This window comes from Streptomyces sp. DH24 (assembly GCF_029813775.1).
Classification (GTDB): Bacteria; Actinomycetota; Actinomycetes; order Streptomycetales; family Streptomycetaceae; genus Streptomyces.
Window position 1 is genome coordinate 28,498 of record NZ_JARVKW010000047.1, and the last position, 24,720, is coordinate 53,217.

At 73.6% G+C, this 24,720-nt stretch carries 21 protein-coding genes and 1 tRNA gene; 12 read left to right on the forward strand and 10 right to left on the reverse strand.

The features are described 5' to 3' along the window. The first annotated feature begins 227 nt into the window (after nucleotides 1-227). From QC282_RS27775 to QC282_RS27790, 4 genes are all read left to right on the forward strand, one after another. The gene (locus QC282_RS27775; protein WP_279552325.1) at nucleotides 228-1,121 is read left to right on the forward strand and encodes an FAD binding domain-containing protein; all 894 of its coding nucleotides are present in this window, start codon (nucleotides 228-230) and stop codon (nucleotides 1,119-1,121) included. Beyond that, nucleotides 1,118-3,340, forward strand: coding sequence for a 2Fe-2S iron-sulfur cluster-binding protein (locus tag QC282_RS27780; protein ID WP_279552326.1), 2,223 nt, complete (start codon nucleotides 1,118-1,120; stop codon nucleotides 3,338-3,340). The genes QC282_RS27775 and QC282_RS27780 overlap by 4 nt, the downstream gene beginning before the upstream one ends. Beyond that, the gene (locus QC282_RS27785; protein ID WP_279552327.1) at nucleotides 3,337-5,652 is read left to right on the forward strand and encodes a xanthine dehydrogenase family protein molybdopterin-binding subunit; all 2,316 of its coding nucleotides are present in this window, start codon (nucleotides 3,337-3,339) and stop codon (nucleotides 5,650-5,652) included. Before QC282_RS27780 ends, QC282_RS27785 begins: the two co-directional genes overlap by 4 nt. Nucleotides 5,653-5,919: 267 nt before the next feature. Then, on the forward strand, nucleotides 5,920-6,642 hold the full coding sequence (locus tag QC282_RS27790) for an SUKH-4 family immunity protein (protein WP_336621092.1): 723 nt from the start codon (nucleotides 5,920-5,922) through the stop codon (nucleotides 6,640-6,642). Here the strand turns inward: QC282_RS27790 and QC282_RS27795 are convergent. Further along, nucleotides 6,611-6,711 (reverse strand) — tRNA-OTHER (locus tag QC282_RS27795). The genes QC282_RS27790 and QC282_RS27795 overlap by 32 nt on opposite strands. A gap of 217 nt (nucleotides 6,712-6,928) precedes the next feature. On the opposite strand from QC282_RS27795, the gene QC282_RS27800 reads away from it, so the two are divergent. The 4 genes from QC282_RS27800 (at nucleotide 6,929) to QC282_RS27815 (ending at nucleotide 12,190) form a co-directional block, all read left to right on the forward strand. Further along, nucleotides 6,929-8,392 (forward strand): MFS transporter, encoded by a 1,464-nt coding sequence (locus QC282_RS27800; protein WP_279552328.1) that lies wholly within the window; start codon nucleotides 6,929-6,931, stop codon nucleotides 8,390-8,392. 145 nt (nucleotides 8,393-8,537) lie between these two features. Beyond that, nucleotides 8,538-10,343: a DEAD/DEAH box helicase gene (locus tag QC282_RS27805; protein ID WP_279552329.1), complete on the forward strand. Its 1,806-nt coding sequence runs from the start codon at nucleotides 8,538-8,540 to the stop codon at nucleotides 10,341-10,343. Nucleotides 10,344-10,696: 353 nt separating this feature from the next. Continuing rightward, nucleotides 10,697-11,338, forward strand: coding sequence for an IclR family transcriptional regulator (locus tag QC282_RS27810; protein ID WP_279552330.1), 642 nt, complete (start codon nucleotides 10,697-10,699; stop codon nucleotides 11,336-11,338). 114 nt (nucleotides 11,339-11,452) lie between these two features. After that, nucleotides 11,453-12,190 carry a S16 family serine protease gene (locus tag QC282_RS27815; protein ID WP_279552331.1) on the forward strand — a complete coding sequence of 246 codons (738 nt, stop codon included), beginning with the start codon at nucleotides 11,453-11,455 and terminating at the stop codon, nucleotides 12,188-12,190. Here QC282_RS27815 and QC282_RS27820 read toward each other — a convergent pair. The 7 genes from QC282_RS27820 to QC282_RS27850 form a co-directional block, all read right to left on the reverse strand. Beyond that, nucleotides 12,187-12,372: a hypothetical protein gene (locus tag QC282_RS27820; protein ID WP_279552332.1), complete on the reverse strand. Its 186-nt coding sequence runs from the start codon at nucleotides 12,370-12,372 to the stop codon at nucleotides 12,187-12,189. The two genes, QC282_RS27815 and QC282_RS27820, sit on opposite strands and share 4 nt — an antisense overlap. Nucleotides 12,373-12,386: 14 nt before the next feature. Beyond that, nucleotides 12,387-12,962: a helix-turn-helix domain-containing protein gene (locus QC282_RS27825; RefSeq protein ID WP_279552333.1), complete on the reverse strand. Its 576-nt coding sequence runs from the start codon at nucleotides 12,960-12,962 to the stop codon at nucleotides 12,387-12,389. Between the two features lie 96 nt (nucleotides 12,963-13,058). After that, a complete protein-coding gene (locus QC282_RS27830) occupies nucleotides 13,059-14,021 on the reverse strand; it encodes a glycine betaine ABC transporter substrate-binding protein (protein ID WP_279552334.1) in 963 nt (320 codons plus the stop codon). After that, nucleotides 14,018-14,860, reverse strand: a complete 843-nt coding sequence (locus tag QC282_RS27835) for an ABC transporter permease (protein ID WP_279552335.1) — start codon at nucleotides 14,858-14,860, stop codon at nucleotides 14,018-14,020. The genes QC282_RS27830 and QC282_RS27835 overlap by 4 nt, the downstream gene beginning before the upstream one ends. Then, nucleotides 14,857-16,101 carry a betaine/proline/choline family ABC transporter ATP-binding protein gene (locus tag QC282_RS27840; protein ID WP_279552336.1) on the reverse strand — a complete coding sequence of 415 codons (1,245 nt, stop codon included), beginning with the start codon at nucleotides 16,099-16,101 and terminating at the stop codon, nucleotides 14,857-14,859. Before QC282_RS27840 ends, QC282_RS27835 begins: the two co-directional genes overlap by 4 nt. Beyond that, on the reverse strand, nucleotides 16,094-16,741 hold the full coding sequence (locus QC282_RS27845; RefSeq protein ID WP_279552337.1) for an ABC transporter permease: 648 nt from the start codon (nucleotides 16,739-16,741) through the stop codon (nucleotides 16,094-16,096). The genes QC282_RS27840 and QC282_RS27845 overlap by 8 nt, the downstream gene beginning before the upstream one ends. 47 nt (nucleotides 16,742-16,788) lie before the next feature. Further along, a complete protein-coding gene (locus QC282_RS27850; RefSeq protein ID WP_279552338.1) occupies nucleotides 16,789-17,268 on the reverse strand; it encodes an Lrp/AsnC family transcriptional regulator in 480 nt (159 codons plus the stop codon). Between the two features lie 122 nt (nucleotides 17,269-17,390). Between QC282_RS27850 and hppD the strand changes: the two genes are divergently transcribed. Continuing rightward, nucleotides 17,391-18,539 carry a 4-hydroxyphenylpyruvate dioxygenase gene (gene hppD / locus QC282_RS27855; protein WP_279552339.1) on the forward strand — a complete coding sequence of 383 codons (1,149 nt, stop codon included), beginning with the start codon at nucleotides 17,391-17,393 and terminating at the stop codon, nucleotides 18,537-18,539. A gap of 6 nt (nucleotides 18,540-18,545) precedes the next feature. Here the strand turns inward: hppD and QC282_RS27860 are convergent, their stop codons facing one another. Next, a complete protein-coding gene (locus QC282_RS27860) occupies nucleotides 18,546-19,964 on the reverse strand; it encodes a lipopolysaccharide assembly protein LapB (protein WP_279552340.1) in 1,419 nt (472 codons plus the stop codon). 92 nt (nucleotides 19,965-20,056) lie between these two features. Here QC282_RS27860 and QC282_RS27865 point away from each other — a divergent pair, with 92 nt between their 5' ends. Next, nucleotides 20,057-21,472: an FAD-binding oxidoreductase gene (locus QC282_RS27865; RefSeq protein WP_279552341.1), complete on the forward strand. Its 1,416-nt coding sequence runs from the start codon at nucleotides 20,057-20,059 to the stop codon at nucleotides 21,470-21,472. Between the two features lie 33 nt (nucleotides 21,473-21,505). On the opposite strand, the gene QC282_RS27870 is transcribed toward QC282_RS27865, so the two are convergent. Then, the gene (locus QC282_RS27870) at nucleotides 21,506-21,982 is read right to left on the reverse strand and encodes an SsgA family sporulation/cell division regulator (RefSeq protein WP_279552342.1); all 477 of its coding nucleotides are present in this window, start codon (nucleotides 21,980-21,982) and stop codon (nucleotides 21,506-21,508) included. 275 nt (nucleotides 21,983-22,257) lie between these two features. Between QC282_RS27870 and QC282_RS27875 the strand changes: the two genes are divergently transcribed. After that, the gene (locus tag QC282_RS27875) at nucleotides 22,258-23,844 is read left to right on the forward strand and encodes an RDD family protein (RefSeq protein ID WP_279552343.1); all 1,587 of its coding nucleotides are present in this window, start codon (nucleotides 22,258-22,260) and stop codon (nucleotides 23,842-23,844) included. An 83-nt stretch (nucleotides 23,845-23,927) separates the two neighbouring features. Then, entirely contained in the window at nucleotides 23,928-24,674 is a 747-nt protein-coding gene (locus tag QC282_RS27880) for an RDD family protein (RefSeq protein WP_279552344.1), read from the forward strand. Nucleotides 24,675-24,720: the final 46 nt, after the last annotated feature.

Consider the following 24,720-nt stretch of genomic DNA (forward strand, 5'->3'; position numbering starts at 1 on the left):
AAGTAAGGGAAAAGGTGTGCAAGAACCACTGAAGAGTGCCAATTCGAGCGCACCGGCGATGCCCGGCCAAATCGGGCGATCCCCGCAGTGAGGTGGGCGAACGCCTCCTAGCGGACCCCCGCGTTCTTGCCCTGCGAAGATGTGCCAGAGTTGCCACGTCCGCCCTGTCGGCACGTACCGTACGGCCAACAAAGGTGGGATCAGGGCAGCGGGAAGGGGCAGCCGGTTTGACCACGCACGCACCGCAGACGGCGCAGGCCGTCACGCTGCCCACGACGCTGGACGAGGCCGTGGCGGCCCTCACCGCCATGCCCGCCGCCGTACCCGTCGCGGGCGGTACCGATCTCATGGCCGCGGTGAACTCCGGGCAGCTCAGGCCCGCCGCGCTGGTCGGCCTCGGCCGCATCAGCGAAATCCGCGGCTGGCAGTACCAGGACGGCCACGCGCTGCTCGGCGCCGGCCTCACGCACGCGCGCATGGGCCGTCCCGACTTCGCCGCGCTCATCCCGGCGCTCGCCGCCGCCGCGCGCGCCGCCGGCCCGCCGCAGATCCGCAACGCGGGCACCCTCGGCGGCAACATCGCCTCGGCCGCCCCCACCGGCGACGCGCTGCCGGTCCTCGCCGCGCTGGAGGCGACGCTGGTCATCGCGGGTCCGGACGGCGCCCGCCGTGAACTCCCGGTGTCGCACCTGCTGGCCGGCATGGACATGTTGCGCGCCGGTGAACTCATCGGGTACGTCCGCGTGCCGCTGCTGCACGCGCCGCAGGTCTTCCTCAAGGCGACCGGACGCACCGGCCCCGGGCGGGCCGTCGCGTCCGTCGCGCTGGTCCTCGACCCGGCCCGGCGCGGCGTGCGCTGCGCCGTCGGCGCCATAGCGCCGATGCCGCTGCGGCCCCTGGAGGCCGAGAACTGGGTCGCGCAGCTCATCGACTGGGACAACAACCGCGCGATCGTGCCCGAGGCGCTGGGCGCCTTCGGCGAGTACGTCGCCGCGGCCTGCATCCCCGACCCGGGCCCCGCCGAGGACGGCTCCGTGCCGCAGCTGCCGCCCGCCGTACTGCACCTGCGGCGCACCGTCGCCGCGCTGGCCCGACGAGCACTGGGGAGGGCGCTGACGTGACCGACGACCAGCACGGAGAGGGCACGCCCCAGGGCGGGGGCCGTTGGGACCCGCTGCCCCAGGGCGACTACGACGACGGCGCCACAGCCTTCGTGGAACTCCCCGAGGGCGGCATCGACGCCCTCCTGGCCTCCTCGGACAGCCCGCTCGCCGCGCCCGGCCACGGGTATGTGCCGCCGCAGATAACGGTCGCGCCCGCCACCACCGCCGGCACCGACCCCGCGGCCACCTGGCCGGTCGCCGGCGCGCCGGTCGACGGCGCCCAGTGGCACGACCCGAACGCGGCGGGCCGGGACACGGCAGGCGACGACCGGTTCACCTACCAGTCCGGGGCCAGTGGGCAGTGGGAGTTCCAGGACGGCGGGGTAGCCGAGGCCGCGCACCACGAGGGACAGCACCAGCCCGCCCCCGGGCACGACGTCACCGGGCAGTGGTCCATCCCCGTCGCCGGGGGCGACCTGCCGGACGAGTCGGGCGAGTTCACCACGTCGGCGCTGGTCGAGCAGTGGGGCGGCACCCCGCCGCCGACCCTGCCCGGCGGCGCCGCCGCGCCGTGGGCCACGCAGTCGATCGGCGAGCCGTGGGGCCCGGAGACGGCCGAGCGGCCCGCGGACTACGGCCAGGGCCCGGCGACCGGTCACGGCCACGGACACGGTCACGGCCACGGACACCCGGCGGCCGGGCAGCCGTACGGCGAACCCGACCCGGCCGCCCGGCACATGCCGCCGCACCTGCCGGAAGCGGAGCAGAACGGACCGTACGCCGGGCAGGGCGAGCAGTATGGGCACGACCCGGACGGGCTCGGCCGGCAGCCGATGCCCGAGTACGAACACGATTTCGAGCACGAGCACGAGCACGCGCCCGTGCAGCAGCAGTCGGCGCCCGCCGAGCACGCGCGGCAGGACACCGGCGACCACACCGCGCAGCAGCACGCTCCCGCGGAGCACGCACCGCAGCACGCGGGAGCCGACGCCGGCCGGCAGCACGCCGCCGAGCAGTACGCGGACGACCTCCCCGCCGAGCAGCACGCGGAGGACCCCACCGCTCAGCAGCACGCGGGGGAGCAGTACGCCGGGCAGCACGCGGGAGACCACACCGCAGGCCGGCACGCGGGCGACCCTGCCGCTCAGCACGCGGGGGAGGACCCTGCCGCTCAGCACGCGGGCGAGCACTACGCCGGGCAGCACGCGGGCGACCCCAACGCCCAGCACACCGGCGAGCGGTACGCCGGGCAGGACACCTCCGCCGGGGAGCGGTCGCAGCACCCGGCCGACGCGTACGGGGCCGAGCCGTCCGCCGAGCAGCCCGAGCCGGAGCCCTCACCGCCCGCCCCCGGTGCCGGTGAGGTCCCCGAGGACGCGCAGGGCGGCCCCGACGAGGCGGCGGAGAGCCCCGCTGAGGCCGCCGAGGAGTCCGCCGGAGCCGACGAGGCCGACGGCGCTTCCGAGGCCGCCGACGAGGCCGCCACGCCCGCCGGTTCCGAGACGCCCGGCGAGCCGGCGCCCCAGGACGGCACCGCGGCCGACGACGAGGCCGCGGACGCCGCCGGGCAGCCCGCGACCGCACGCAACGAGGACCACCCGCTCGCCTCCTACGTGCTGCGCGTCAACGGCACCGACCGGCCCGTCAACGACGCCTGGATCGGCGAGTCGCTGCTGTACGTGCTGCGCGAACGGCTCGGTCTCGCGGGCGCCAAGGACGGCTGCTCGCAGGGCGAGTGCGGCGCCTGCAACGTGCAGGTCGACGGCCGGCTCGTCGCCTCCTGCCTGGTCCCGGGCGTCACCGCGGCCGGCAGCGAGGTCCGTACGGTCGAGGGCCTGGCCTCCGACGGACAGCCCTCGGACGTGCAGCGGGCGCTCGCCCGGTGCGGCGCGGTGCAGTGCGGCTTCTGCGTGCCCGGCATGGCGATGACCGTGCACGACCTGCTGGAGGGCAACCCCGCCCCGACCGAACTGGAGACCCGTCAGGCGCTGTGCGGCAACCTGTGCCGCTGCTCCGGCTACCGGGGCGTCGTGGACGCCGTCAAGGAGGTCGTCGCCGAGCGCGAGGCGCACCGCGCGGGCGACGCGTCCGAGGCCGACGCCGACGGGGCACGCATCCCGCACCAGGCGGGCCCGGGCGCCGGCGGCGTCAACACCACGGCCTTCGGCGGCCCCGAACCGCCGGGCCGGGGCGGCCCGCACGACCAGTCCCACGGCCAGGACGGAGGCCACGCGTGAGCAACGAGACCGCCACCGCGCAGGCCGCGCAGGCCCCGGAGGCGCCCCCGGAGTCCGAGCCGATCCCGCACGGCCTCGGCGCCTCGCTCCCGGCGTCGGACGCGCGCGCCAAGACGGAGGGCACCTTCCCGTACGCCGCCGACCTGTGGGCCGAGGGCCTGCTGTGGGGCGCGGTGCTCCGCTCGCCGCACGCACGCGCGCGCATCGTCTCCATCGACACCACGCACGCGCGTGAGATGCCCGGCGTCCGGGCCGTCGTCACGCACGAGGACGTGCCCGGCGCCCCGCTGTACGGCCGCGGCAAGGCCGACCGCCCGGTGTTCGCCTCCGAGGTCGTACGGCACCACGGCGAACCCATCGCGGCCGTCGCCGCCGACCACCCGGACACCGCGCGGATGGCCGCCGCCGCCGTCACCGTCGAGTACGAGCTGCTCGACCCGGTGACCGACCCGGAGCAGGCCTTCGAGGCCGAGCCGCTGCACCCGGACGGCAACCTGATCCGGCACATCCCGCTGCGGCACGGCGACCCCGAGGCCGCCGGCGACGTCGTCGTCGAGGGCCTGTACCGCATCGGCCGCCAGGACCCCGCGCCCATCGGCGCCGAGGCGGGCCTCGCCGTACCGCGCCCCGACGGGGGCGTGGAGCTGTACCTCGCCTCCACCGACCCGCACACCGACCGGGACACGGCCGCCGCCGCGTTCGCCCTCGAACCCGAGCGCGTCAAGGTCGTCGTCACCGGCGTGCCCGGCGCCACCTCCGACCGCGAGGACCAGGGCTTCCAGCTCGCCCTCGGCCTGCTCGCGCTGAAGACCGGCTGCCCGGTGAAACTCGCCGCCACGCGCGAGGAGTCCTTCCTCGGCCACATCCACCGGCACCCCACGCTGCTGCGCTACCGCCACCACGCCGACGCCCAGGGCAAGCTGGTCAAGGTCGAGGCGCAGATCCTGCTCGACGCGGGCGCGTACGCCGACACGTCCTCGGACGCGCTGGCCGCCGCCGTGGCGTTCGCCTGCGGCCCGTACGTCGTGCCCAACGCCTTCATCGAGGGCTGGGCCGTCCGCACCAACAACCCCCCGTCAGGACATGTGCGCGGCGAGGGCGCGATGCAGGTGTGCGCCGCCTACGAGGCGCAGATGGACAAGCTCGCCAAGAAGCTGGGCGTCGACCCGGCGGAACTGCGCCTGCGCAACGTGATGGCCACGGGCGACGTGCTGCCGACCGGCCAGACGGTGACGTGCCCGGCACCGGTCGCGGAGCTGCTCCAGGCCGTACGGGACGAGCCGCTGCCGCCGCTGCCCAAGGACGACGCCGAGGACGAGTGGCTGCTGCCCGGCGGCCCCGAGGGCGCCGGTGATCCGGGCGCGGTGCGCCGGGGCGTGGGCTACGGGCTCGGCATGGTGCACATGCTCGGCGCGGAGGGCGCCGACGAGGTGTCCACGGCGACCGTGAAGGTGCAGGACGGCGTCGCGACGGTGCTGTGCTCGGCGGTCGAGACCGGCCAGGGCTTCAGCACGCTCGCCCGGCAGATCGTGCAGGAGACGCTCGGCATCGACGAGGTCCACGTGGCACCGGTCGACACCGACCAGCCGCCGGCCGGCGCGGGCTGCCGCGGCCGGCACACATGGGTGTCGGGCGGTGCGGTGGAGCGCGCGGCGAAGATGGTCCGCACCCAGCTCCTCCAGCCGCTGGCCCACAAGTTCGGCATGTCCACGGAGCTGTTGCAGATCACCGACGGCAAGATCACGTCGTACGACGGGGTCCTGTCGACGACGGTCACGGAGGCGATGGACGGCAAGGAACTGTGGGCGACGGCCCAGTGCCGCCCGCATCCGACCGAACCGCTGGACGACTCCGGGCAGGGCGACGCGTTCGTCGGCATGTCCTTCTGCGCGATCCGCGCGGTCGTGGACGTCGACGTCGAGATCGGCTCGGTCCGCGTCGTGGAACTGGCCGTCGCGCAGGACGTGGGGCGGGTGCTGAACCCGGCCCAGCTGACCGCGCGCATCGAGGGCGGCGTCACGCAGGGCGTGGGCATCGCCCTCACCGAGAACCTCCGCACACCGCGCGGCCTGGTCCGCCATCCCGACCTGACCGGGTACGCCCTGCCGACGGCCCTGGACGCGCCGGACATCCGGATCGTCAAGCTGGTCGAGGAACGGGACGTGGTCGCGCCGTTCGGCGCGAAGGCGGTCAGCGCGGTACCGGTCGTGACGTCCCCGGCGGCCATCGCGTCGGCGGTACGGGCGGCGACGGGCCGCCCGGTCAACCGCCTCCCGATCCGCCCGCAGGCGGCGGTGGTGACGGGCCAGTAAGGCAGGGCTGTCCGCCGGGGTGGCCTTCGGCCGCCGCATCGCGTCGCTCACCGAGGCAGCCGCCCTGTGGCGCGGGATGCCGCGACCGTGCGGGACGCCGGTGCCCCCTGCCGGGCGCCGCGCTGGGGCCGGGCGGAATTCCGGGGCCGTTGTCAGTGGTGGCGGCTAGTGTTCTGGGCAGTGGGACGGCCGCCCGTCGGGGGTGGGCGGCCGTCCCTTGAACGGGCGGGGCACGGGGCACGTAAGCACGGGGGAGCGATGAGCGGGGTGGCGATCACGACGGCGGGGACGGATCTTGAGCAGGGTGCCGGACAGGGGCGGCTGGTGCGGCTGCCGGGACTGCGCGGGGCCGCGCCGTCGCTGGTGACGCTGGTGCGTTTCGCGACGGCGACGGGCCGACCGGCGGGCGGGCAGGGCCTGTTCACTCCGTGCGGCGAGCGCGCCGACATACGCACGCTGGTGGAGCGGTCGCCGTACCGGCGGATGACGGCGCTGGTCCGGCTCCTGGCGCTGGCGGCGGGCACGGGCGCGGAGTCGGGGCTCGCCCTCGACCTGCCGGCCGGGCTGCTGGACCGGGAGTTCGGCCGGGGCCGCGTCGTCCACTTCGAGGACGTCGACTTCCCGGCGGCGCTGACCCACGAGCCGACGCGGCGCTTCCTGCGGGAGACGGGCCTGCCCGAGGAGGCCTTCCCGTTCACCCTGGACACGGACGCGCCGCTGCCGACCCTGGAGGAGTACGCGGAGGACGACGCGGCGTACTTCCGGCCGGTCCGCCTCCCGGTGGGCGCCGAGCGCCTGATACGCCTCGGCGGCCTCGCCGAGGAAGGCTCCAGCCTGGTCCTCGACGGCACGACGGGCACGCTCCTGAGATGGACCGAGCCGGAGGGCGCCCTGCACCCGCTGAGCACGGACGTCTCGACCCTGGCCTTCACCCTGTGGCTGCTGCACAGGGCGCTGCTGGAGGCCGTGGCGGGAATCGAACCCGCGTAACTCCCGGCGAGCGGAGCCCGCTGCCGGACACGGCGCAGGCGGGTCCCCCAACCACTCGGGCACACGGCCGTGTCGACGACCTGACCGTATGGCCCGCGAGAGGCGGGGCGCGCGGGAACCGGGTGCCGCAACGCGACTGCCACACGCCGTTCAGGACTGCCACAGGCCGTTCATGAAGGGCCGTGGCGGGCGACGGGCGGGCCCGGCGGACGTAGGTCCAAGAGCGTAGACCCGTCCCGTCTCCCGACAGGGGTCAAAGGAGGACTTGGCCCTTACCCTGGCGACCATGAGTGCCCTCGAACCGCGCGACACCGATGTCGCCGCCCCCGACCGCGACCCGGCCACCGGGCGGGCCGGGACCGTGCTGAGCCGCTCCTACCGGGCGCTGAGCATCGGCATCGTCTCCGTCGTCCTGCTGATCGCCTTCGAGGCCACGGCCGTCGGCACGGCGATGCCGGTCGCGGCACGTGAGCTCGACGGGGTCTCGCTGTACGCGTTCGCGTTCTCGGGGTACTTCACGACGAGCCTGTTCGGGATGGTGCTGGCCGGCCAGTGGGCGGACCGGCGCGGGCCGCTCGGGCCGCTGACGGCGGGCATCGCCGCGTTCGCCGCCGGGCTGCTGCTGTCGGGGACGGCGACGGCGATGTGGCTGTTCATCCTCGGCCGGGCGGTCCAGGGCCTGGGCGGCGGGCTGGTGATCGTCGCGCTGTACGTCGTCGTCGGGCGGGCCTATCCGGAGCGGCTGCGGCCGGCGATCATGGCGGCGTTCGCGGCGGGCTGGATCGTGCCGTCGATCGTCGGTCCGCTGGCGTCGGGCGCGGTGACCGAACACCTCGGCTGGCGCTGGGTGTTCCTCGGCATCCCGGCGCTGGTGGTGTTCCCGCTGGCGCTCGCGCTGCCGCAGATCCGGCGCCGGGCGGCCGGCCCGGTGGAGGAGCCCGGCACCGGCAAGGGGCGGGCCTCCGTCGGTGGGCGCCGCATCCGTCTCGCCCTCGGCATCTCGCTGGGCGCCGGACTGCTCCAGTACGCGGCGCAGGACCTGCGGTGGGCGTCGCTGCTGCCGGGCGTCGCGGGGGCCGCGCTGCTGGTCCCGGCGGTCCGCGGGCTGCTGCCGAGGGGCACGTACCGGGCGGCGCGCGGGCTGCCGTCCGTGGTGCTGCTGCGCGGGATCGCCGCGGGGTCGTTCATCGCGGCCGAGTCGTTCGTACCGCTGATGCTGGTCACGCAGCGCGGCCTCAGCCCGACGCTGGCCGGGTTCTCGCTGGCGGCGGGCGGCGCGACATGGGCGCTGGGCTCGTGGCTGCAGTCCCGCGCGCGGGTCGAGCCGTACCGGGAGCGGCTGATGACGCTGGGCATGCTCCTCGTGGCGGCGGCCATCGCCGCGGCGCCGAGTGTCCTGATCGACGCGGTGCCCGCGTGGACGGTGGCGGTCGCCTGGGCGTTCGGCTGCTTCGGCATGGGCCTGGTGATCTCCTCCACCAGCGTGCTCCTGCTGCAGCTGTCCGCCCCGGAGGAGGCCGGCACCAACTCCGCCGCCCTGCAGATCTCCGACGGCCTGTCCAACGTCGTCCTGCTGGCCACGGGCGGCGCCGCGTTCGCCGCGCTGGGCGGCGGCACGGTGTCGCACGCGACCACCACGGCCGCGGACGCGGGCGCCTCCCACCCGGCGGCCTTCGCGGCGGTGTTCCTGCCGATGGCGGCGGTGGCGCTGGTGGGGGCGTGGGTGACGACGCGGGTGCGGGCCCGGTGAGCGCCGTGGGGCGGGAGCGTACGGCTGTGACGTGAGTCCCACCCGGGCCGGACCCGGGCTTGTCCGCGCGGGGCGACGTCCGGCCGCCGGTAGGGTGGCCCGGTTGTCATACGTAGCCGAGCAGTCGACCCCCTCCACGGAGACCGTGACTACCACCGCCAGCTCCAGTTCTGCCTCTCACTCGCACCACCTGTCGCCGGCCTTCCCCGGCCGTGCGCCATGGGGCACCGCCAGCAAGCTGCGTGCCTGGCAGCAGGGCGCGATGGAGAAGTACATCCAGGAGCAGCCCCGCGACTTCCTCGCGGTCGCCACTCCCGGCGCCGGCAAGACGACCTTCGCGCTGACGCTGGCGTCCTGGCTGCTGCACCACCACGTCGTGCAGCAGGTGACCGTGGTCGCGCCGACCGAGCACCTGAAGAAGCAGTGGGCGGAGGCCGCCGCGCGCATAGGGATCAAGCTGGACCCCGAGTACAGCGCGGGGCCGCTCGGCAAGGAGTACGACGGGGTCGCCGTCACGTACGCCGGTGTCGGCGTGCGCCCGATGCTGCACCGCAACCGCGTCGAGCAGCGCAAGACCCTGGTGATCCTGGACGAGATCCACCACGCCGGTGACTCCAAGTCCTGGGGCGAGGCCTGCCTGGAGGCCTTCGAGCCCGCCACCCGCAGGCTCGCCCTGACGGGTACGCCGTTCCGGTCGGACACCAACCCCATCCCCTTCGTGACGTACGAGGAGGGCAACGACGGGATCCGGCGGTCGGCCGCCGACTACACGTACGGCTACGGTTCCGCCCTCGCGGACGGCGTCGTGCGCCCGGTCATCTTCCTGTCCTACAGCGGCAACATGCGCTGGCGGACCAAGGCCGGCGACGAGATCGAGGCCCGGCTCGGCGAGCCGATGACCAAGGACGCCGTCAGCCAGGCCTGGCGCACCGCGCTCGACCCGCGCGGCGACTGGATGCCGGCCGTGCTGCGCGCCGCGGACCAGCGGCTCACCGAGGTCAGGAAGGCCGTGCCGGACGCCGGGGCGCTCGTCATCGCCTCCGACCAGGACTCCGCGCGCGCGTACGCCAAGCTCATCCGCGACATCACCGGCCACCGGGCCACCCTCGTGCTGTCGGACGACACCGGCGCCTCGAAGCGGATCGACGAGTTCAGCGAGAGCACCGACCGCTGGATGGTCGCCGTCCGCATGGTGTCCGAGGGCGTCGACGTGCCGCGTCTGGCGGTCGGCGTGTACGCCACGACGATTTCGACGCCGCTGTTCTTCGCGCAGGCCGTCGGCCGTTTCGTGCGTTCCCGGCGGCGCGGCGAGACCGCGTCCGTGTTCCTGCCCACCATCCCGGACCTGCTCTCCTTCGCCAACGAGATGGAGCGCGAGCGCGACCACGTCCTCGACAAGCCCAAGAAGGAGGGCGAGGAGGACCCGTACGCCGAGTCCGAGAAGGAGATGGAGGAGGCGAACCGGGAGCAGGACGAGGACACCGGCGAGCAGGACATGCTGCCCTTCGAGGCGCTGGAGTCGGACGCCGTCTTCGACCGGGTCATGTACAACGGCGCCGAGTTCGGCATGCAGGCCCACCCCGGCAGCGAGGAGGAGCAGGACTACCTCGGCATCCCCGGGCTGCTGGAGCCCGAGCAGGTCCAGTTGCTGCTCCAGAAGCGGCAGGCCCGGCAGATCGCGCACAGCCGCAAGAAGCCGGACACGGAGGCCGACCTGCTCGAACTGCCCGCGGAGCGGCGGCCGGTCGTCACGCACAAGGAACTGATGGAGCTGCGCAAGCAGCTCAACACCATGGTCGGCGCGTACGTCCACCAGAGCGGCAAGCCGCACGGCGTCATCCACACCGAACTGCGGCGCGTGTGCGGCGGCCCGCCCAGCGCGGAGGCCACCGCGGGCCAGCTGCGGCAGCGGATCGCCAAGGTCCAGGAGTGGGCCACGCGCATGAAGTGACGCCCGTACGGCGGGAGCACGGCGACGTCACGCGCACGCGGCGGCACCCGTGCGCTCGGGATGCTCACGGGTGCGCGGGCGCGCCGGATGTTCCGGGACAAACGGAATGAGTCCGTACCGCGCGCTGACCGGATTCTGGACGGAGCCTTCCGCTGAGCGAACCGGCTCGCTACTGTCCCGCTACGCACACGCCCCGTGGCAGCGCCGCCGCGGAGCGCAGCCGTGAAGCGACTGGGTCCGGGACAGGACCGGGCCGTCAGCCGATCGGCGGCCTCTGTAGCGCGTCACTGACGGGACTCGGTGACGCCCCGCCGACAGGTGCCGCCGACCTCACCACCAAAGGAGTGGGCGTCGTGACCGCGGAGACCTCCCAGACGCTCGACAGGGGACTGCGCGTCCTCAAGTTGCTGGCCGATACGGACCACGGGCTGACCGTCACCGAGCTTTCCCACAAACTGGGCGTCAACCGGACCGTGGTGTACCGGCTGCTCGCCACGCTGGAACAGCACGCCTTGGTACGCCGTGACCTCGGCGGCCGGGCCCGGGTCGGGCTGGGGGTGCTGCGCCTGGGCCGCCAGGTGCATCCGCTGGTGCGGGAGGCCGCGATGCCGGCGCTGCGGTCGCTGGCCGAGGACATCGGGGCGACGGCCCATCTGACCCTGGTGGACGGCGCGGAGGCGCTGGCCGTGGCGGTGGTCGAGCCGACGTGGACGGACTACCACGTGGCCTACCGCGCGGGTTTCCGGCATCCGCTGGACCGGGGCGCCGCGGGCAAGGCGATCCTCCTGGCCCGCAGGCAGCCCGCCCCGGACCCCTGTTACGCGCTGACCCACGGGGAGTTGGAGGCCGGTGCCAGCGGGGCGGCGGCACCGCTGATCGGCGTCACGGGCGTCGAGGGCAGCGTGGGCGTGGTGATGCTGGCGGACGCGGTGCCGGAACGGGTGGGCCAGCGGGTCGTGGAGGCGGCGAAGGAGGTCGCGGAGGCCCTGCGCTGACGCGCCCCCGGACGGAACTCCGCGCCACGTTAGATTGATCCCGTGTTCTCTCGTCTCACGCGGTTCTCTCGTCTCACGCGCCCCCGGGCCGTCGCCGTCTGTGCCCTGCCCGTCGTGGCTCTGCTCGCCACGGCGGCGTTCGCGCCGCTGCCGTTCTCCGTGGCACAGCCCGGGATGACGGCGGACGTGCTCGGGGAGAACAAGGGCGAGCCGGTGATCACCATTGCGGGCGCGCCGACCCGCGACACCAGTGGTGAGCTGCGGATGACGACGATCGAGGCGACCAGCCCGGACACGCGCGTGTCGCTCGGCGACGTGCTCGACGGCTGGTTCGCGACGGACCGGGCGGTCATGCCGCGCGACGCGGTCTACCCGAGCGGCGGCGACGTGCAGGAGATCGAGCGGCACAACGAGGAGCAGATGCGGGAGTCCCAGAGCGCGGCGACGCGGGCGGCCCTGAGGTATCTGAAGCTCGGCGACGAGAAGGTGAAGGTCTCCCTGGAGCTCGCCGACGTCGGCGGCCCGAGCGCCGGTCTGCTGTTCTCCCTCGGCATCATCGACAAGCTGGACGGCGACGGCAGCGGCGGTGACCTCACGGGCGGCCGGGTGATCGCCGGCACGGGCACGATCGAGGCGGACGGCACGGTCGGCGCGGTGGGCGGCGTGGCCCTGAAGACGCAGGCGGCCCGCCGCGACGGGGCGACGGTCTTCCTGGTCCCGAAGGCGGAGTGCGGCGACGCCCGGGCGGAGCTCCCGGAGGGCCTGCGCCTGATCCCGGTCACCACCCTGAAGGGCGCGGTCGACTCCCTGGTCTCCCTGGAGACGGGCCGGGGCAAGGTCCCCAGCTGCTAGGACACGGCCGCCGCCCTCGGTGCGGTGACCAGGCGGAGGCCGAACGCCACGAGTGTCCAGCCGAGCCGGACGCGCAGTTCGGGGGTGCGCCGGACGGCGGCGGCCCGGCGGTGTGCCGCCGCGTGGTCCTCCAGTTCGGCGGCGCGGACGCGGTACACGGCGAGATGGATGTCGGGATGCATCGGTGGTGGTCCTCTCAGTCCCGGCGGCCGGGGAAGACGTGCGTGTGGACGCGTACGGTCTCGGTGTCCGGGGCGTCCTCGTCCGCCGCCGTCCGGTAGCTCTGTACCAGGGCGTGCATCTTCGCGACGAGGTCCTCGGCCTGCTCGGGTGTGAGCCGGAGCGAGAAGTCGCTCAGGTCGCTGGCGTGGACCCAGGCGTCGGACCACTCCTGCCGGTTGCCGAGCCAGGTGGCGAGCTCCATGGTGTGGACGTTCGCCACCTCGTGCTGGATCAGGGAGGCGGCGCCGCGCACCTCCGGGTCGGGGTCCTTGAGCAGGTCGCTGCCGAGTTCCACACCGGTGTCGACCGCCTGCCACCACCGCTCCCGGCCCTTGCCGCGCTCGGGCGCGTCCGCCACGAAGCCGTGAGCGGCTAGCTGCCGCAGGTGGTAGCTGGTGGCGCCGCTGGACTCGCCGAGCTTCACGGCGAGTTGGGACGCGGTCGCCGGACCGCTCCGCCGCAGCGCGGTCAGCAGTCGCATGCGCAGGGGATGGGCCAGCCCGCGGAGCGAACGGGCGTCGAGCACACGGGTGTTGGGGGTTTCCGGCATGATGCGAAGATAGTCTTGCAAAGCTTTCTCTGCAAGAGTTTCTTTGGAAGCCCGGCGGCACCAGACCCTGTGCCGCCGGACCCAGGACCGGGCGCCTCACCCCTCCTTGACGAACCCCTCCTCCACCAGCCAGTCCAGTGCCACCTGGTGCGGGTCCTCGCCCTCGACGTCGACCTTCGCGTTCAGGGTCCGGGCCACCGAGTTGTTGAGCCTCTTCGTGATGGGGGCGAGGATGTCCGCGATCTCCGGGTGCTTCTTCAGGGTCTTCGTGTGGATCATCGGGGCCGCGTTGTAGTTCGGGAAGAACTTCTTGTCGTCCTCCATCACCACGAGGTTCATCGACTTGATGCGGCCGTCGGTCGTGAAGACCTCGCCGAAGGTGCAACTGCCCTTCGCGGCCTGCGTGTAGATGATCCCGGTGTCCATCTGCGTGACGTTCTTCGCCGGGATGTCCATGCCGTACTTCCTGGCCATGCCGGGCAGCCCGTCCGCGCGGTTGGCGAACTGGTTCTCCACGCACAGCGTCACCGCGTCCGGGTCCCGCTTCGCCAGCGCCGCCACGTCCGACAGCGTCTTCGTGCCGTACTTCTTGAAATTCGCCTGGTTCATCGCGAGGGCGTACGTGTTGTTCAGGGGCGACGGCTCCAGCCACGTCACCCCGTTCTCGCGGTCGGCGTCCCGCACCGCCTCCCACTGCTCGCGCGGGTCCGGCAGCGGCTCGGTGTTGCCGAGGTAGTTGATCCACCCGGTGCCCGTGTACTCGTAGTCGGCGTCGGCGGCGCCCGTCTTCACCGCCTCGCGCGAGCCGATCGAGCCCTGGATGCCGGTGCGGTCGAGGACGTTCGCGCCGGCCGCCTCGAAGGCGATCCCCATGATCGCGCCGAGGATCAGCTGCTCGCTGAACTCCTTCGACGTGACCGTCAGATCGACGCCCTTCAGCGGCTCGCCGCGCCCGATCGAGCCGGGGGAGACGTCGTCGACCATCGGGGAGCCGCTCGTCAGTCCGCAGCCGGACGCCAGCAGCAGTACCCCGGCCAGGAGCAGACACCCGCGTCTCATGTCGCCGCCTCCAGACCCCGCGGTCGCAGCACCAGCTCGGCCAGCGACGCCAGCCAGTCCACCAGCAGCGCCAGGACGACCGTGAGAATCGAACCGAGCATCAGCACGGGCATCCGCTGGTTGGTGATGCCGGTCGTGATCAGCACCCCCAGCCCGCCGCCCCCGCCGAACGTCGCCAGCGTCGCCGTCCCGACGTTGAGGACCAGCGCCGTACGGACGCCCGCCAGGATCAGCGGCACCGCCAGCGGCAGCTCCACGCGGGTCAGCACGCCCAGCGGGGACATGCCGATGCCGCGCGCGGCCTCCAGCAGCGTCGGGTCGTTCGCCCGCAGGCCCGCCATCGTGTTCGACAGCACCGGCAGGACGGCGTACGCGATGATGCCGATCAGGGCCGCCCTCCGGCCCGTGCCGAGCCAGATCACCAGCAGCGCGAGCAGACCGATCGCCGGGGTCGCCTGGCCCGTGTTGGCGAACGCCATGGCCACCGGCGTCGCCTTCCGGAACGCGCGGCGGGTCAGCAGGATGCCCAGCGGGATCGCGATGATCAGCACGAAGAACGTGGAGATCACCGTCAGTTCGACGTGCTGCCACAGGGCCTTGGACACCTGCCCGTTCGACAGGGCGTTCTCGGAGATCGCGTCCAGGTCGGCCTGCCGGAACCACAGCCAGGTCGCCAGCAGCACCACGATCAGCACCACGGGCAGGAACGTCAGCTTCTGCCAGGTGATCCGCCGGGCCGGGCGCCGCGGCGGGGGAGTGCGCGGCTCGCCGGCGGACTCGTCGTCGTCCGGGAACGCCTCGGGCTCGGGCTCGGGCCGGGGCCGGAAAGCGGTGCTCACGCCTTCGCCTCCCCGCCGTCCACGCCCTCCTGCTCGAAGTGCGTCTGCTGGGCCCTGGCCTCCTGCAACTCGTGCTGGGCCTCCATGGCCTCCAGCCGGTCGGCCTCCAGCATCTCGTGCACGGAGTTGATCAGCGTCTCCATGTCGACGACGCCCGTGTACTCGCCGCGCCGCCCGGTCACCGCGACCCGGCCCGCGTTGTCGGTGAGCACCGCCTCCAGCGCGTCCCGCAGGGTGGCGTCCCGGGTCACCGTGTCCTGCACGAGCGTCCCGGCCCGCGCCAGCGAACCCTTGGCGCGCATCAGGTCGCCGCGCCGGAGCCACTTGTAGGGCCGGCCGCGCCGGTCGAGCAGCAGGATCTCGTTGCTGCCGCCGGCCCGCAGCTTGTTGAAGATCTCCTGGAGCGGGTCGTCGACGGCCACCGTCGGATAGTCGGTGATCTCCACGTCCCGTACGCGGGTCAGGTTCAGCCGCTTCAGGGCCGCCCCGGCGCCCACGAAACCGGAGACGAAGTCGTCCGCCGGGTTGGTGAGGATGGCCTCCGGGGTGTCGAACTGCGCGATGTGCGACCGCTCGCGCAGCACGGCGATCCGGTCGCCGATCTTGATCGCCTCGTCGAAGTCGTGGGTGACGAACACGATCGTCTTGTGCAGCTCGCGCTGGAGCCGGATCAGCTCGTCCTGGAGGTGGTCGCGGGTGATCGGGTCGACGGCGCCGAACGGCTCGTCCATCAGCAGCACCGGCGGATCGGCCGCCAGCGCCCGCGCCACGCCCACCCGCTGCTGCTGCCCGCCGGACAGCTGACGCGGATAGCGGCCGTGGAACTCGCCCGGGTCGAGCCCGACCAGGTCCAGCATCTCCTCCACGCGGTCCCGGATGCGCGCCTTGGGCCAGCCCAGCATGCCCGGCACCAGCGCGATGTTCTGGGCGACCGTCATGTGCGGGAAGAGACCGGACGACTGGATCGCGTAGCCGATCTTGCGGCGCAGCTTCACCGGGTCCATGTCGGTGACGTCCTCGCCGCCGATGCGGATCCGGCCGCCGGACGGCTCGATCAGCCGGTTGATCATCTTCAGCGTGGTGGACTTCCCGCAGCCCGACGGCCCGACCAGGATGACCGTCTCGCCGGCGCGGATCTCCATGTTGACGCTGTCGACGGCCGGCCGCGCACTGCCCGGGTAGCGCTTGGTCAGGTTCTCCAGCTCGATCGTGGCGCCGGTCTTGGTGCTCGTGTCAGGCACGGATCCCCCTGGGGATGGTCAGCCGTCCGATGAGGACGTACGCGGCGTCGAACAACAGGGCCAGGACGATGATCCCGAGGGTCCCCGCGAGCACCTGGTTGAGCGCGTTCTTGCTGCCCAGCGAGCCGATCCCGCGGAAGATCTCGTTGCCAAGGCCGGGCCCGGAGGCGTACGCCGCGATGGCCGCGATGCCCATCAGCATCTGTGTCGAGACCCGGATGCCGGTCAGAATCGGCGGCCAGGCCAGCCGCAGCTCCACGCGCAGCAGCCGGGCCACCTGGGACATCCCGATGCCGCGGGCCGCGTCCACCAGCGTCGGGTCGACGCCGCGCAGCCCGACGATCGCGTTGCGCACCACCGGCAGCAGCCCGTACAGCGTCAGCGCCAGCACCGTCGGCGGCACGCCCAGGCCCACGACCGGGACGAGCAGACCGATCATGGCGAGGGAGGGGATGGTCAGGATCGTCGCGGTGGTCGTCGTGGCGAGGCTGCCCGCCCACTCGCTGCGATAGGTGAGGACACCGATCAGGACGCCCAGCAGCGTCGCCACGACCATGCACTGGAAGACGGCGCTCGCGTGCTGGTAGGCGTCGATGAGCAGCTGCTGGTGCCGGGTGCTCAGGTACTCCCAGAAATTCACATCCGCTCACCCCCGGCTCCGGGCCGCGCCCGGAGGCACGGCCTGCGTCAGGTCCGCCGCCGGTCCTCCGCGGCCTGTTCCACCAGCGGGATGATCCGCAGCGGAACGGGGTTCTCCATGACGATCGTCGTGGAGGCCCGGACGATGCCATCAAAGCCGACAACCCGGTCGATCACCCGCTGGAGATCGGCGTTCGAGCGGGCCACCAGCCGGCACAGCATATCCCCGGTGCCGGTCGTGGTCAGCAGCTCCAGCACCTCGGGAACGGTCGCCAAGTGGGCCCGTACGTCCGGGCCTTGGCCCTGCCGGATCTGCAGCGTCGCGAACGCCGTGACCGGGTAGCCGAGCGCCGCCGGGTCCACCTCGGGACCGAAACCGCGGATGACTCCGTTCGACTGAAGCCGGTCCAGGCGCGCCTGCACCGTGCCCCGGGCGACCCCCAGCCGGCGGGACATCTCCAGCACCCCGATGCGCGGCTCCCGCGCCAGCAGCACGATGATCCGCCCGTCCAGATGATCGATCGCCATGCACGCCTCCGGGATGGTCATCCTGCACAGAAAGCCCGCCGGTGCGGGCATCACAGTGGGCAGATTGCCCAGTGAACACGCAAACTATTGCGCACCTTGCGGGGGCGTAAGAGCCTGCGGTTATGACGCAGACCACACACCACACTCCCGACACGACCGCCCGGCAGGACGACCCCTTCCCGGTCAAGGGAATGGACGCGGTCGTCTTCGCCGTGGGCAACGCCAAGCAGGCCGCGCACTACTACTCCACCGCCTTCGGCATGAAGCTGGTCGCCTACTCCGGACCGGAGAACGGCAACCGGGAGACCGCCGCCTACGTGTTGGAGAGCGGCTCCGCCCGCTTCGTCCTCACCTCCGTCATCAAGCCCACCACCACCTGGGGCCACTTCCTCGCGGAGCACGTGGCCGAGCACGGCGACGGCGTCATCGACCTGGCCATCGAGGTGCCCGACGCGCGCGCCGCGTACGCGTACGCCGTCGAGCAGGGCGCCCGCTCGGTGGCCGAGCCGTACGAGCTGAAGGACGAGCACGGCACCGTCGTCCTCGCCGCGATCGCCACCTACGGCAAGACCCGCCACACCCTCGTCGAGCGCCGCGGCTACGACGGCCCGTACCTGCCCGGCTACGTCGCCGCCGACCCGATCGTCGAGCCCCCCGCCCAGCGCTCCTTCCAGGCCATCGACCACTGCGTGGGCAACGTCGAACTCGGCCGCATGAACGAGTGGGTGGAGTTCTACAACAAGGTCATGGGCTTCACGAACATGAAGGAGTTCGTGGGCGACGACATCGCGACCGAGTACAGCGCGCTGATGTCGAAGGTCGTGGCCGACGGCACGCTCAAGGTCAAGTTCCCGATCAACGAGCCCGCCATCGCCAAGAAGAAGTCCCAGATCGACGAGTACCTGGAGTTCTACGGCGGCGCCGGCGTCCAGCACATCGCCCTGAACACCAACGACATCGTGCAGACCGTCCGCCAGATGCGCGCGGCCGGCGTGCGGTTCCTGGACACGCCCGACTCGTACTACGACACGCTCGGCGAGTGGGTCGGCGAGACGCGCGTGCCGATCGACACGCTGCGCGAGCTGAAGATCCTCGCCGACCGCGACGAGGACGGCTACCTGCTGCAGATCTTCACCAAGCCGGTCCAGGACCGCCCGACCGTGTTCTTCGAACTCATCGAGCGGCACGGCTCCATGGGCTTCGGCAAGGGCAACTTCAAGGCCCTGTTCGAGGCGATCGAGCGCGAGCAGGCCCGGCGCGGCAACCTCTGACGCCGCCTACCGGCCGGGCGGGCCCGAAACGGAGGGCTCGCCCAGCTCCGCCAGCGCCCGCTTCGCCGCCGGCACGTGCAGCGGCGAGAAGTACGGGTTGATCCGCAGCGCCTCCCGAAGGTGCCGCCGCGCCGGACCCTCCCGGCCCAGGGCGTGCTCGATCATGCCCCGGTGGTAGGCGTACGGGGCGCTGCGCACCCCGCTGCCGGGCGTGCCGCCCGTGGCGCGCACCGCGAACCGCAGCGCCTCCTCGTGCCGCCCGGCCCGGTGCAGCGCCCACCCGAGCGCGTCCGCCACCGCCACCCCCGGCTGCCGCCGCCACTCGGCCCGCAGCCGCCGTACCGCCGCCCGCGCGTCCCCGTGGTCGGCCTCGAACTGCCCCAGCACCAGCTCCTCGTCGGCCCCGCCCGCCGCCGCCGCGCGCACCCGCTCGCGCAGCAGGTCGTACTGCACCCGGGCCGCCTCCGGAAGCCGCAGCGAGTCGTACAACTCGCCCAGTTCCAGCGCGTACTGCGGCGACGGCTGCCGCGCCAGCGCCGCCCGGTACGCGCTCAGCGCCTCCGTCGTCCGGCCCAGCGCCGCCAGCGCCCGCCCCTGCCCGGCCTGCGCCGCCCGCTGGTCCGGATCGGTGCGCACCGCTTCCTGGAAGTGCCGCAGCGCGGCCTCCCGGTCGCCGCGCTCCCACGCCAGCTGCCCGGCCCGCTCCAGATACGCCGCCCGCTCCGCCGGGGCCCCGGCGTCCGCCGCCGCGTCGGACAGCGAGGCCGCCGCGTCCTCCCGCCAGCCCCGGTCCCGGTACACGGCGGCGGCCCGCGCCCGCACGGCCGGACCCGGGCCCAGCTTCGCCAGCCGGTCCAGGGCCCGGCCCGCGGCCTCGTGCTCGCCGAGCCCGCTCAGGGCGTCGATCAGCGGCGGGTACACCGTCCACCGCCGCGGGTCCAACTGCCGCGCCCGCTCGGCCCACTGACGGCCCGCGGGAAAGTCCCGCCGGGCGTTCGCCAGCGCCGCCATCCCGCCCAGCGCCTGCGACCTCGCCTCCACCCCGGGCTCCTTCGCCCGCAGCGCGGTGCGCAGCGCCCGCTCGGCCCTCGGGTAGTACGCGGGATTCGCCGTCCGGCGGCCCTGCTCCACGTACGCCGCGCCCAGCACCGCCCACGACTCGGCGTCATCGGGATGCTCCCGCAGATGGGCCTCCCGCTCGCCGATCAGCACCGCCAGATCGGGCAGCGCGGCCGGCACCCCGGTGGTGACCGCCGCCAGGGCCCGCGCACCCGGCGCCGGTGCGGACGGTCCGCCCGCCGACCCGCCCCACGGCAGCAGCGTCAGCACCCCGCCCAGGACCACGCACCCCGCGACCGACGCGGTCAGCAGCCGCCGCCGGACCCGCGGACGCCTCGTCCGGGCCGCCTCCACGTCCTTGTCCATGGCGGACACTGTGCGCCAGTACGACGACCACACCCCGGCAGGCGACGGCCGCCGCCGACGGGGTTCACACCGATGGCCCCGGGTGCGAACCTGTGATCATGAGCCGTATCGAAGCGCCCCCCGAGGACGGCACGGCAGCGACCGGCGGCCTCGTCGACCGACTGCTCGGCGGCCTGCCCGCCGAGGCGGTCCTCACCGACCCCGACGTCACCGCCGCCTACGCCAACGACATGGCGAGCTTCTGCCCGGCCGGCGTCCCCGCCGTGGTCGTCCTGCCGCGCACCGTCGAACAGGTCCAGCACGTCATGCGCACCGCCACCGCGCTGCGCGTCCCGGTCGTCCCGCAGGGCGCCCGCACCGGCCTGTCCGGCGCGGCCAACGCCTCCGACGGCTGCATCGTGCTGTCCCTGACGAAGATGGACCGCATCCTGGAGATCAACCCGGTCGACCGCGTCGCCGTCGTCGAGCCGGGCGTCATCAACGCCACGCTCTCCCGCGCCGTGCACGAACACGGCCTCTACTACCCGCCGGACCCCTCCAGCTGGGAGATGTGCACCATCGGCGGCAACATCGGCACGGCCTCGGGCGGCCTGTGCTGTGTGAAGTACGGGGTCACCGCCGAGTACGTCCTCGGCCTGGACGTCGTGCTCGCCGACGGCCGTCTGATGTCCACCGGGCGGCGCACCGCCAAGGGCGTCGCCGGCTACGACCTGACCCGGCTGTTCGTGGGCTCCGAGGGCTCCCTCGGCATCGTCGTACGGGCCGTGCTCGCGCTCCGGCCCAAGCCGCCCGAGCAACTGGTGCTGGCCGCCGAGTTCGCGTCGGCCGCCGAGGCCTGCGACGCGGTGTGCCGGATCATGGCCGGCGGGCACGTCCCCTCACTCCTCGAACTGATGGACCGCACGACGGTCAAGGCCGTCAACGACCTGGCCCACATGGGCCTGCCGGAGACCACCGAGGCCCTGCTGCTCGCCGCGTTCGACACCCCGGACCCGGCCGCCGACCTCGCCGCCGTCGGCGCGCTGTGCGAGGCCGCCGGAGCCACCCAGGTGGTCCCCGCGGACGACGCGGCCGAGTCCGAACTGCTCCTCCAGGCACGGCGGCTGTCCCTCACCGCGCTGGAGGCGGTGCGCGGCGTGACGATGATCGACGACGTGTGTGTGCCGCGCTCCCGGCTCGGGGACCTGATCGAGGGCGTCGAGCGGATCGCCGACAAGCACGGGCTGACCATCGGCGTCGTCGCCCACGCCGGTGACGGCAACACGCACCCGACCGTCTGCTTCGACGCCCGGGACCCCGACGAGTCCCGGCGCGCCCGCGAGTCCTTCGACGAGATCATGGCCCTCGGCCTGGAGCTGGGCGGCACGATCACCGGCGAGCACGGCGTGGGCGTACTGAAGAAGGAGTGGCTGGCACGCGAGATCGGCCCGGTGGGCATGGAGATGCAGCGGGCCGTGAAACACGCCTTCGACCCGCTCGGCATCCTCAACCCGGGCAAACTCTTCTGACCCGGCTGGTGGCGCATCGCCCGTGACGCCGGCTCACTCCCCGTCCTGGAGGTCCTCCGACGGCCACGGGTCGCGCAGCCACGGGTCGTCCGCGGGAGTCGGGGCGAGCAGCTCGGCCAACGCGTCGTCCAGGCCGAGCTGCTCGCCCTCGGACCCCGGGGGCACCACCCGCAGGGTGCGCTCCAGCCAGGCCGACACCTGCGCCGTCGGGGCCTCCAGCAGGGCGTCCCCGTCCGGGGAGCTCAGCGCCATCAGCACGACGCTGCGGCCGGCGACCTGGGTCGGCCACACCCGCACGTCCCCGTGCCCGCACGGCCGGAACACCCCCTCCACCAGCAGCTCCCGGGCGAACGTCCAGTTCACGGGGCAGTCGGAGTTGATGTGGAAGGTGATGTGGATCGCGTACGGGTCGTCGCTGCGGTAGCTCAGCCTGGCCGGGACCGGGATGCTGCGCTCGGGCGACAGAACCAGCTTGAGCTCCAGCTCCCGCTCAACCACGGTGGGGTGCATGGCGTGCGTTCCTCTCTCCGAAGGATCTCGCGCGGCCGCTGTGGTGCGCCCGCACGAGGAGAGAGCGGGCGGGGCGCGGAGCATTACGCGGGTTCGGAGAAGTTTTTTTCCGGCACCCTCCCGCACGTACGCCCGGTGGCAGGGCGCTCGTGAATTTTCGGTGCGGCAATGCCCGGAAAGGGGTGGGTACGGCCGGAGGGGCCGTGGGAGTCGCAGCGGTCTGATAGATGTGGAGGCCCCCAGACGACCCCCGAGCAGATACGGGACGACGGACCATGAGCGCCCCAACCCCGGCACCCGGTGACGACACGCCCCGCGAGGGGTACTACCCGGACCCGTCCATTCCTGGATATGTCCGGTACTGGAACGGAACCGCCTGGGTACCGGGCACCAGTCGTCCGGCGCCCAAGGACGGCGAGCAGCTCTCCCCGCCGCCCGGGGTGCGCCCGGCGCCGCCCGCCGTCGAGGAGACCGGCCCGCACTTCTTCGACGAGGACCCGGTCGACGGGCCCGCCTCGGAGGAGCCGGCCCTTGACGGTCCGGCCTCCGACGACGCCCGGCACGGCGGCCGACCCGAGCCGGCGTCCGCCTGGGGCGCCGATCGGTCCCGTCAGTCCGGCTTCGGCACCGACCAGGACCGTCGGGTGTCGTGGGGCTCCCCGCAGACGGCCGATCCGCGGGTGGCGCACGGCGCCGGAACGCCCGCTCCCGACGCCGCGTCCCCGTCCCCGTCCGTGTCCCCGTCCGCGTCCCCGCAGGGCGCGGTCGGCGGCGAGGACTCCGCGGGCGTCGCGTCGGGCAACACGTTCGTCTTCCGCAGGCCGACGGCCGCGTCCGCGGGCGGCACCGGCGGTACGGGCGCCCCGGCGGCCGACGGTCCGACCGCCGTGGGCACGGGTGCGGGCGCCCCGGCTCCCGGCACCGCGCGCGCCGACGACGGCACGATGACCTTCCGCGCGGTCGCCCGCCGGGTGGGACAGCAGGGCGGGCCGCCCGGTGCGGCGGGCGACGGCCCCCCGGCCCCCGGGTCCGCCGCCGGACAGGCCGCAGCCGCCCGTGCCGCGGCCCCGCGGGCCGGTGTCCAGGGTCCGGCCACCGCTCCCTCGGGCCCGCAGCAGGTGTCCCCGACGGTGCCGCCGCAGTCCGCCGGGGCGCACCGGCCCGCACCGCAGCCCGCGCAGCCCGCCGCCCCGGCGGCCCCGGTGCCGCCCGCCGCCCCGTCGGTGCCCGCCCAGACCCCGTTGACCAGCGGCCCCGGTGGCGGTCAGTCGTCCTGGGCGCAGCAGGTGCACCAGCTCGCGGGCGGCGACGAGCAGCCCGTGACGCCCTGGCGTCCCCCGGCCGACGACCCGTTCCAGGCGATGGTCCGGCAGCAGACGGCCGCCCGCCCGGCACCCCTCGGCAAGCGGCTCGCGGCACGGCTGCTGGACACCGTCGTACTCGGCGCCGTCACCGCGGTGGCCGCCGTACCGCTCGGGACGCAGGCCATCGACCACGTCAACCAGAAGATCGACGAGGCCAGGCTGAGCGGTGAGACCGTCACGGTCTGGCTGCTCGACGGCACCACGTCGGTCCACCTCGCCATCGTCCTCGCGGTGCTGCTGCTGGCCGGCGTCGTCCTGGAGGTGCTGCCCACCGCCAAGTGGGGCCGCACGCTGGGCAAGCGGGTGATGGGCCTGGACGTGCGGGACATCGAGGGCCACGACGCCCCGGAGTTCGGCGCCGCGCTGCGCCGCTGGCTGGTCTACTCGGTGCCCGGCCTGCTGGTCGTGGGAGTCGTGGGCGTGCTGTGGTGCCTGGTCGACAGGCCGTGGCGGCAGTGCTGGCACGACAAGGCCGCGCACACCTTCGTCGCGGGCTGACGGCACACGGCGCCTGACGATCCGGTACTCCGGACGGCCGCTCGCCGGATGCGGCGCCGGGGGGTTCGCGGTCGACTCGGGCCATGAGTACCGAACCGCCCCCCGGCTCCGGTCAGCAGCCGCCGGAAGACGACCCGTTCAGGAAGCAGCCCCCGTCGCACGGCAGCCAGCCACCCCCTCCCGGCGGCGGCCAGCCCCCGCCGTACCCGGGCGGCGGAGGCCCTTACGGCGGCGGGCCGTACGGCGGCCAGGGCCCGGGCGGCGGTCCCTACGGAGGCGGCGGGGGACCGTACGGGGGCGGCGGCCCCTACGGCGGAGGCTCCGGCCCCTACGGCGGTGACCCCTACGGCGGCGGCAACCACCCCGGCGATCCGCTCGCCGGAATGCCGCCGCTCGCGGACAGCGGCAAGCGCACCCTGGCCCGCATCATCGACATGATCCTCGTCGGCGCCGTCGTCTGGCTGCTCACCCTGGCGTTCGGTGTCGACGAGTACAACGTGAACGGTGAGGAGATCGAGGTCGGCAAGTCCTTCGGGCAGTCCCTCGTCGCGGCCGTCCTGTACATCGCGTACGACACCCTGATGACCGCCAGGGACGGACAGACGCTCGGCAAGAAGCTGATGAAGCTGCGGGTGGCCAACCTGGACAACGGCTCCACGCCGTCCGTGCAGAGCGCGCTGATCCGGGCGCTGGTGCTGTGGGTCCCGTTCGCCTTCTGCTGCGCCTGCGTGTGGACGGCGATCTCGGGCGGATGGAGCTTCTTCGACAAGCCGTACAAACAGGGCCTGCACGACAAGGCGGCCAAAACGGTGGTGGTCAGCACCGGTTGAGGCGGGACGGCTGCCGGACACGCGACGAGCGGGTGGCGGCGGGACC

What these genes read in the sequence shown, in the direction of transcription:
- QC282_RS27800 (WP_279552328.1), top strand. Translation starts at nt 6,929, where the DNA reads ATGAGTGCCCTCGAACCGCGCGACACCGATGTCGCCGCCCCCGACCGC.
- QC282_RS27820 (WP_279552332.1), bottom strand. Translation starts at nt 12,372, where the DNA reads ATGCATCCCGACATCCATCTCGCCGTGTACCGCGTCCGCGCCGCCGAA.
- QC282_RS27825 (WP_279552333.1), bottom strand. Translation starts at nt 12,962, where the DNA reads ATGCCGGAAACCCCCAACACCCGTGTGCTCGACGCCCGTTCGCTCCGC.
- QC282_RS27830 (WP_279552334.1), bottom strand. Translation starts at nt 14,021, where the DNA reads ATGAGACGCGGGTGTCTGCTCCTGGCCGGGGTACTGCTGCTGGCGTCC.
- QC282_RS27850 (WP_279552338.1), bottom strand. Translation starts at nt 17,268, where the DNA reads ATGGCGATCGATCATCTGGACGGGCGGATCATCGTGCTGCTGGCGCGG.
- hppD (WP_279552339.1), top strand. Translation starts at nt 17,391, where the DNA reads ATGACGCAGACCACACACCACACTCCCGACACGACCGCCCGGCAGGAC.
- QC282_RS27860 (WP_279552340.1), bottom strand. Translation starts at nt 19,964, where the DNA reads ATGGACAAGGACGTGGAGGCGGCCCGGACGAGGCGTCCGCGGGTCCGG.
- QC282_RS27870 (WP_279552342.1), bottom strand. Translation starts at nt 21,982, where the DNA reads ATGCACCCCACCGTGGTTGAGCGGGAGCTGGAGCTCAAGCTGGTTCTG.
- QC282_RS27875 (WP_279552343.1), top strand. Translation starts at nt 22,258, where the DNA reads ATGAGCGCCCCAACCCCGGCACCCGGTGACGACACGCCCCGCGAGGGG.
- QC282_RS27880 (WP_279552344.1), top strand. Translation starts at nt 23,928, where the DNA reads ATGAGTACCGAACCGCCCCCCGGCTCCGGTCAGCAGCCGCCGGAAGAC.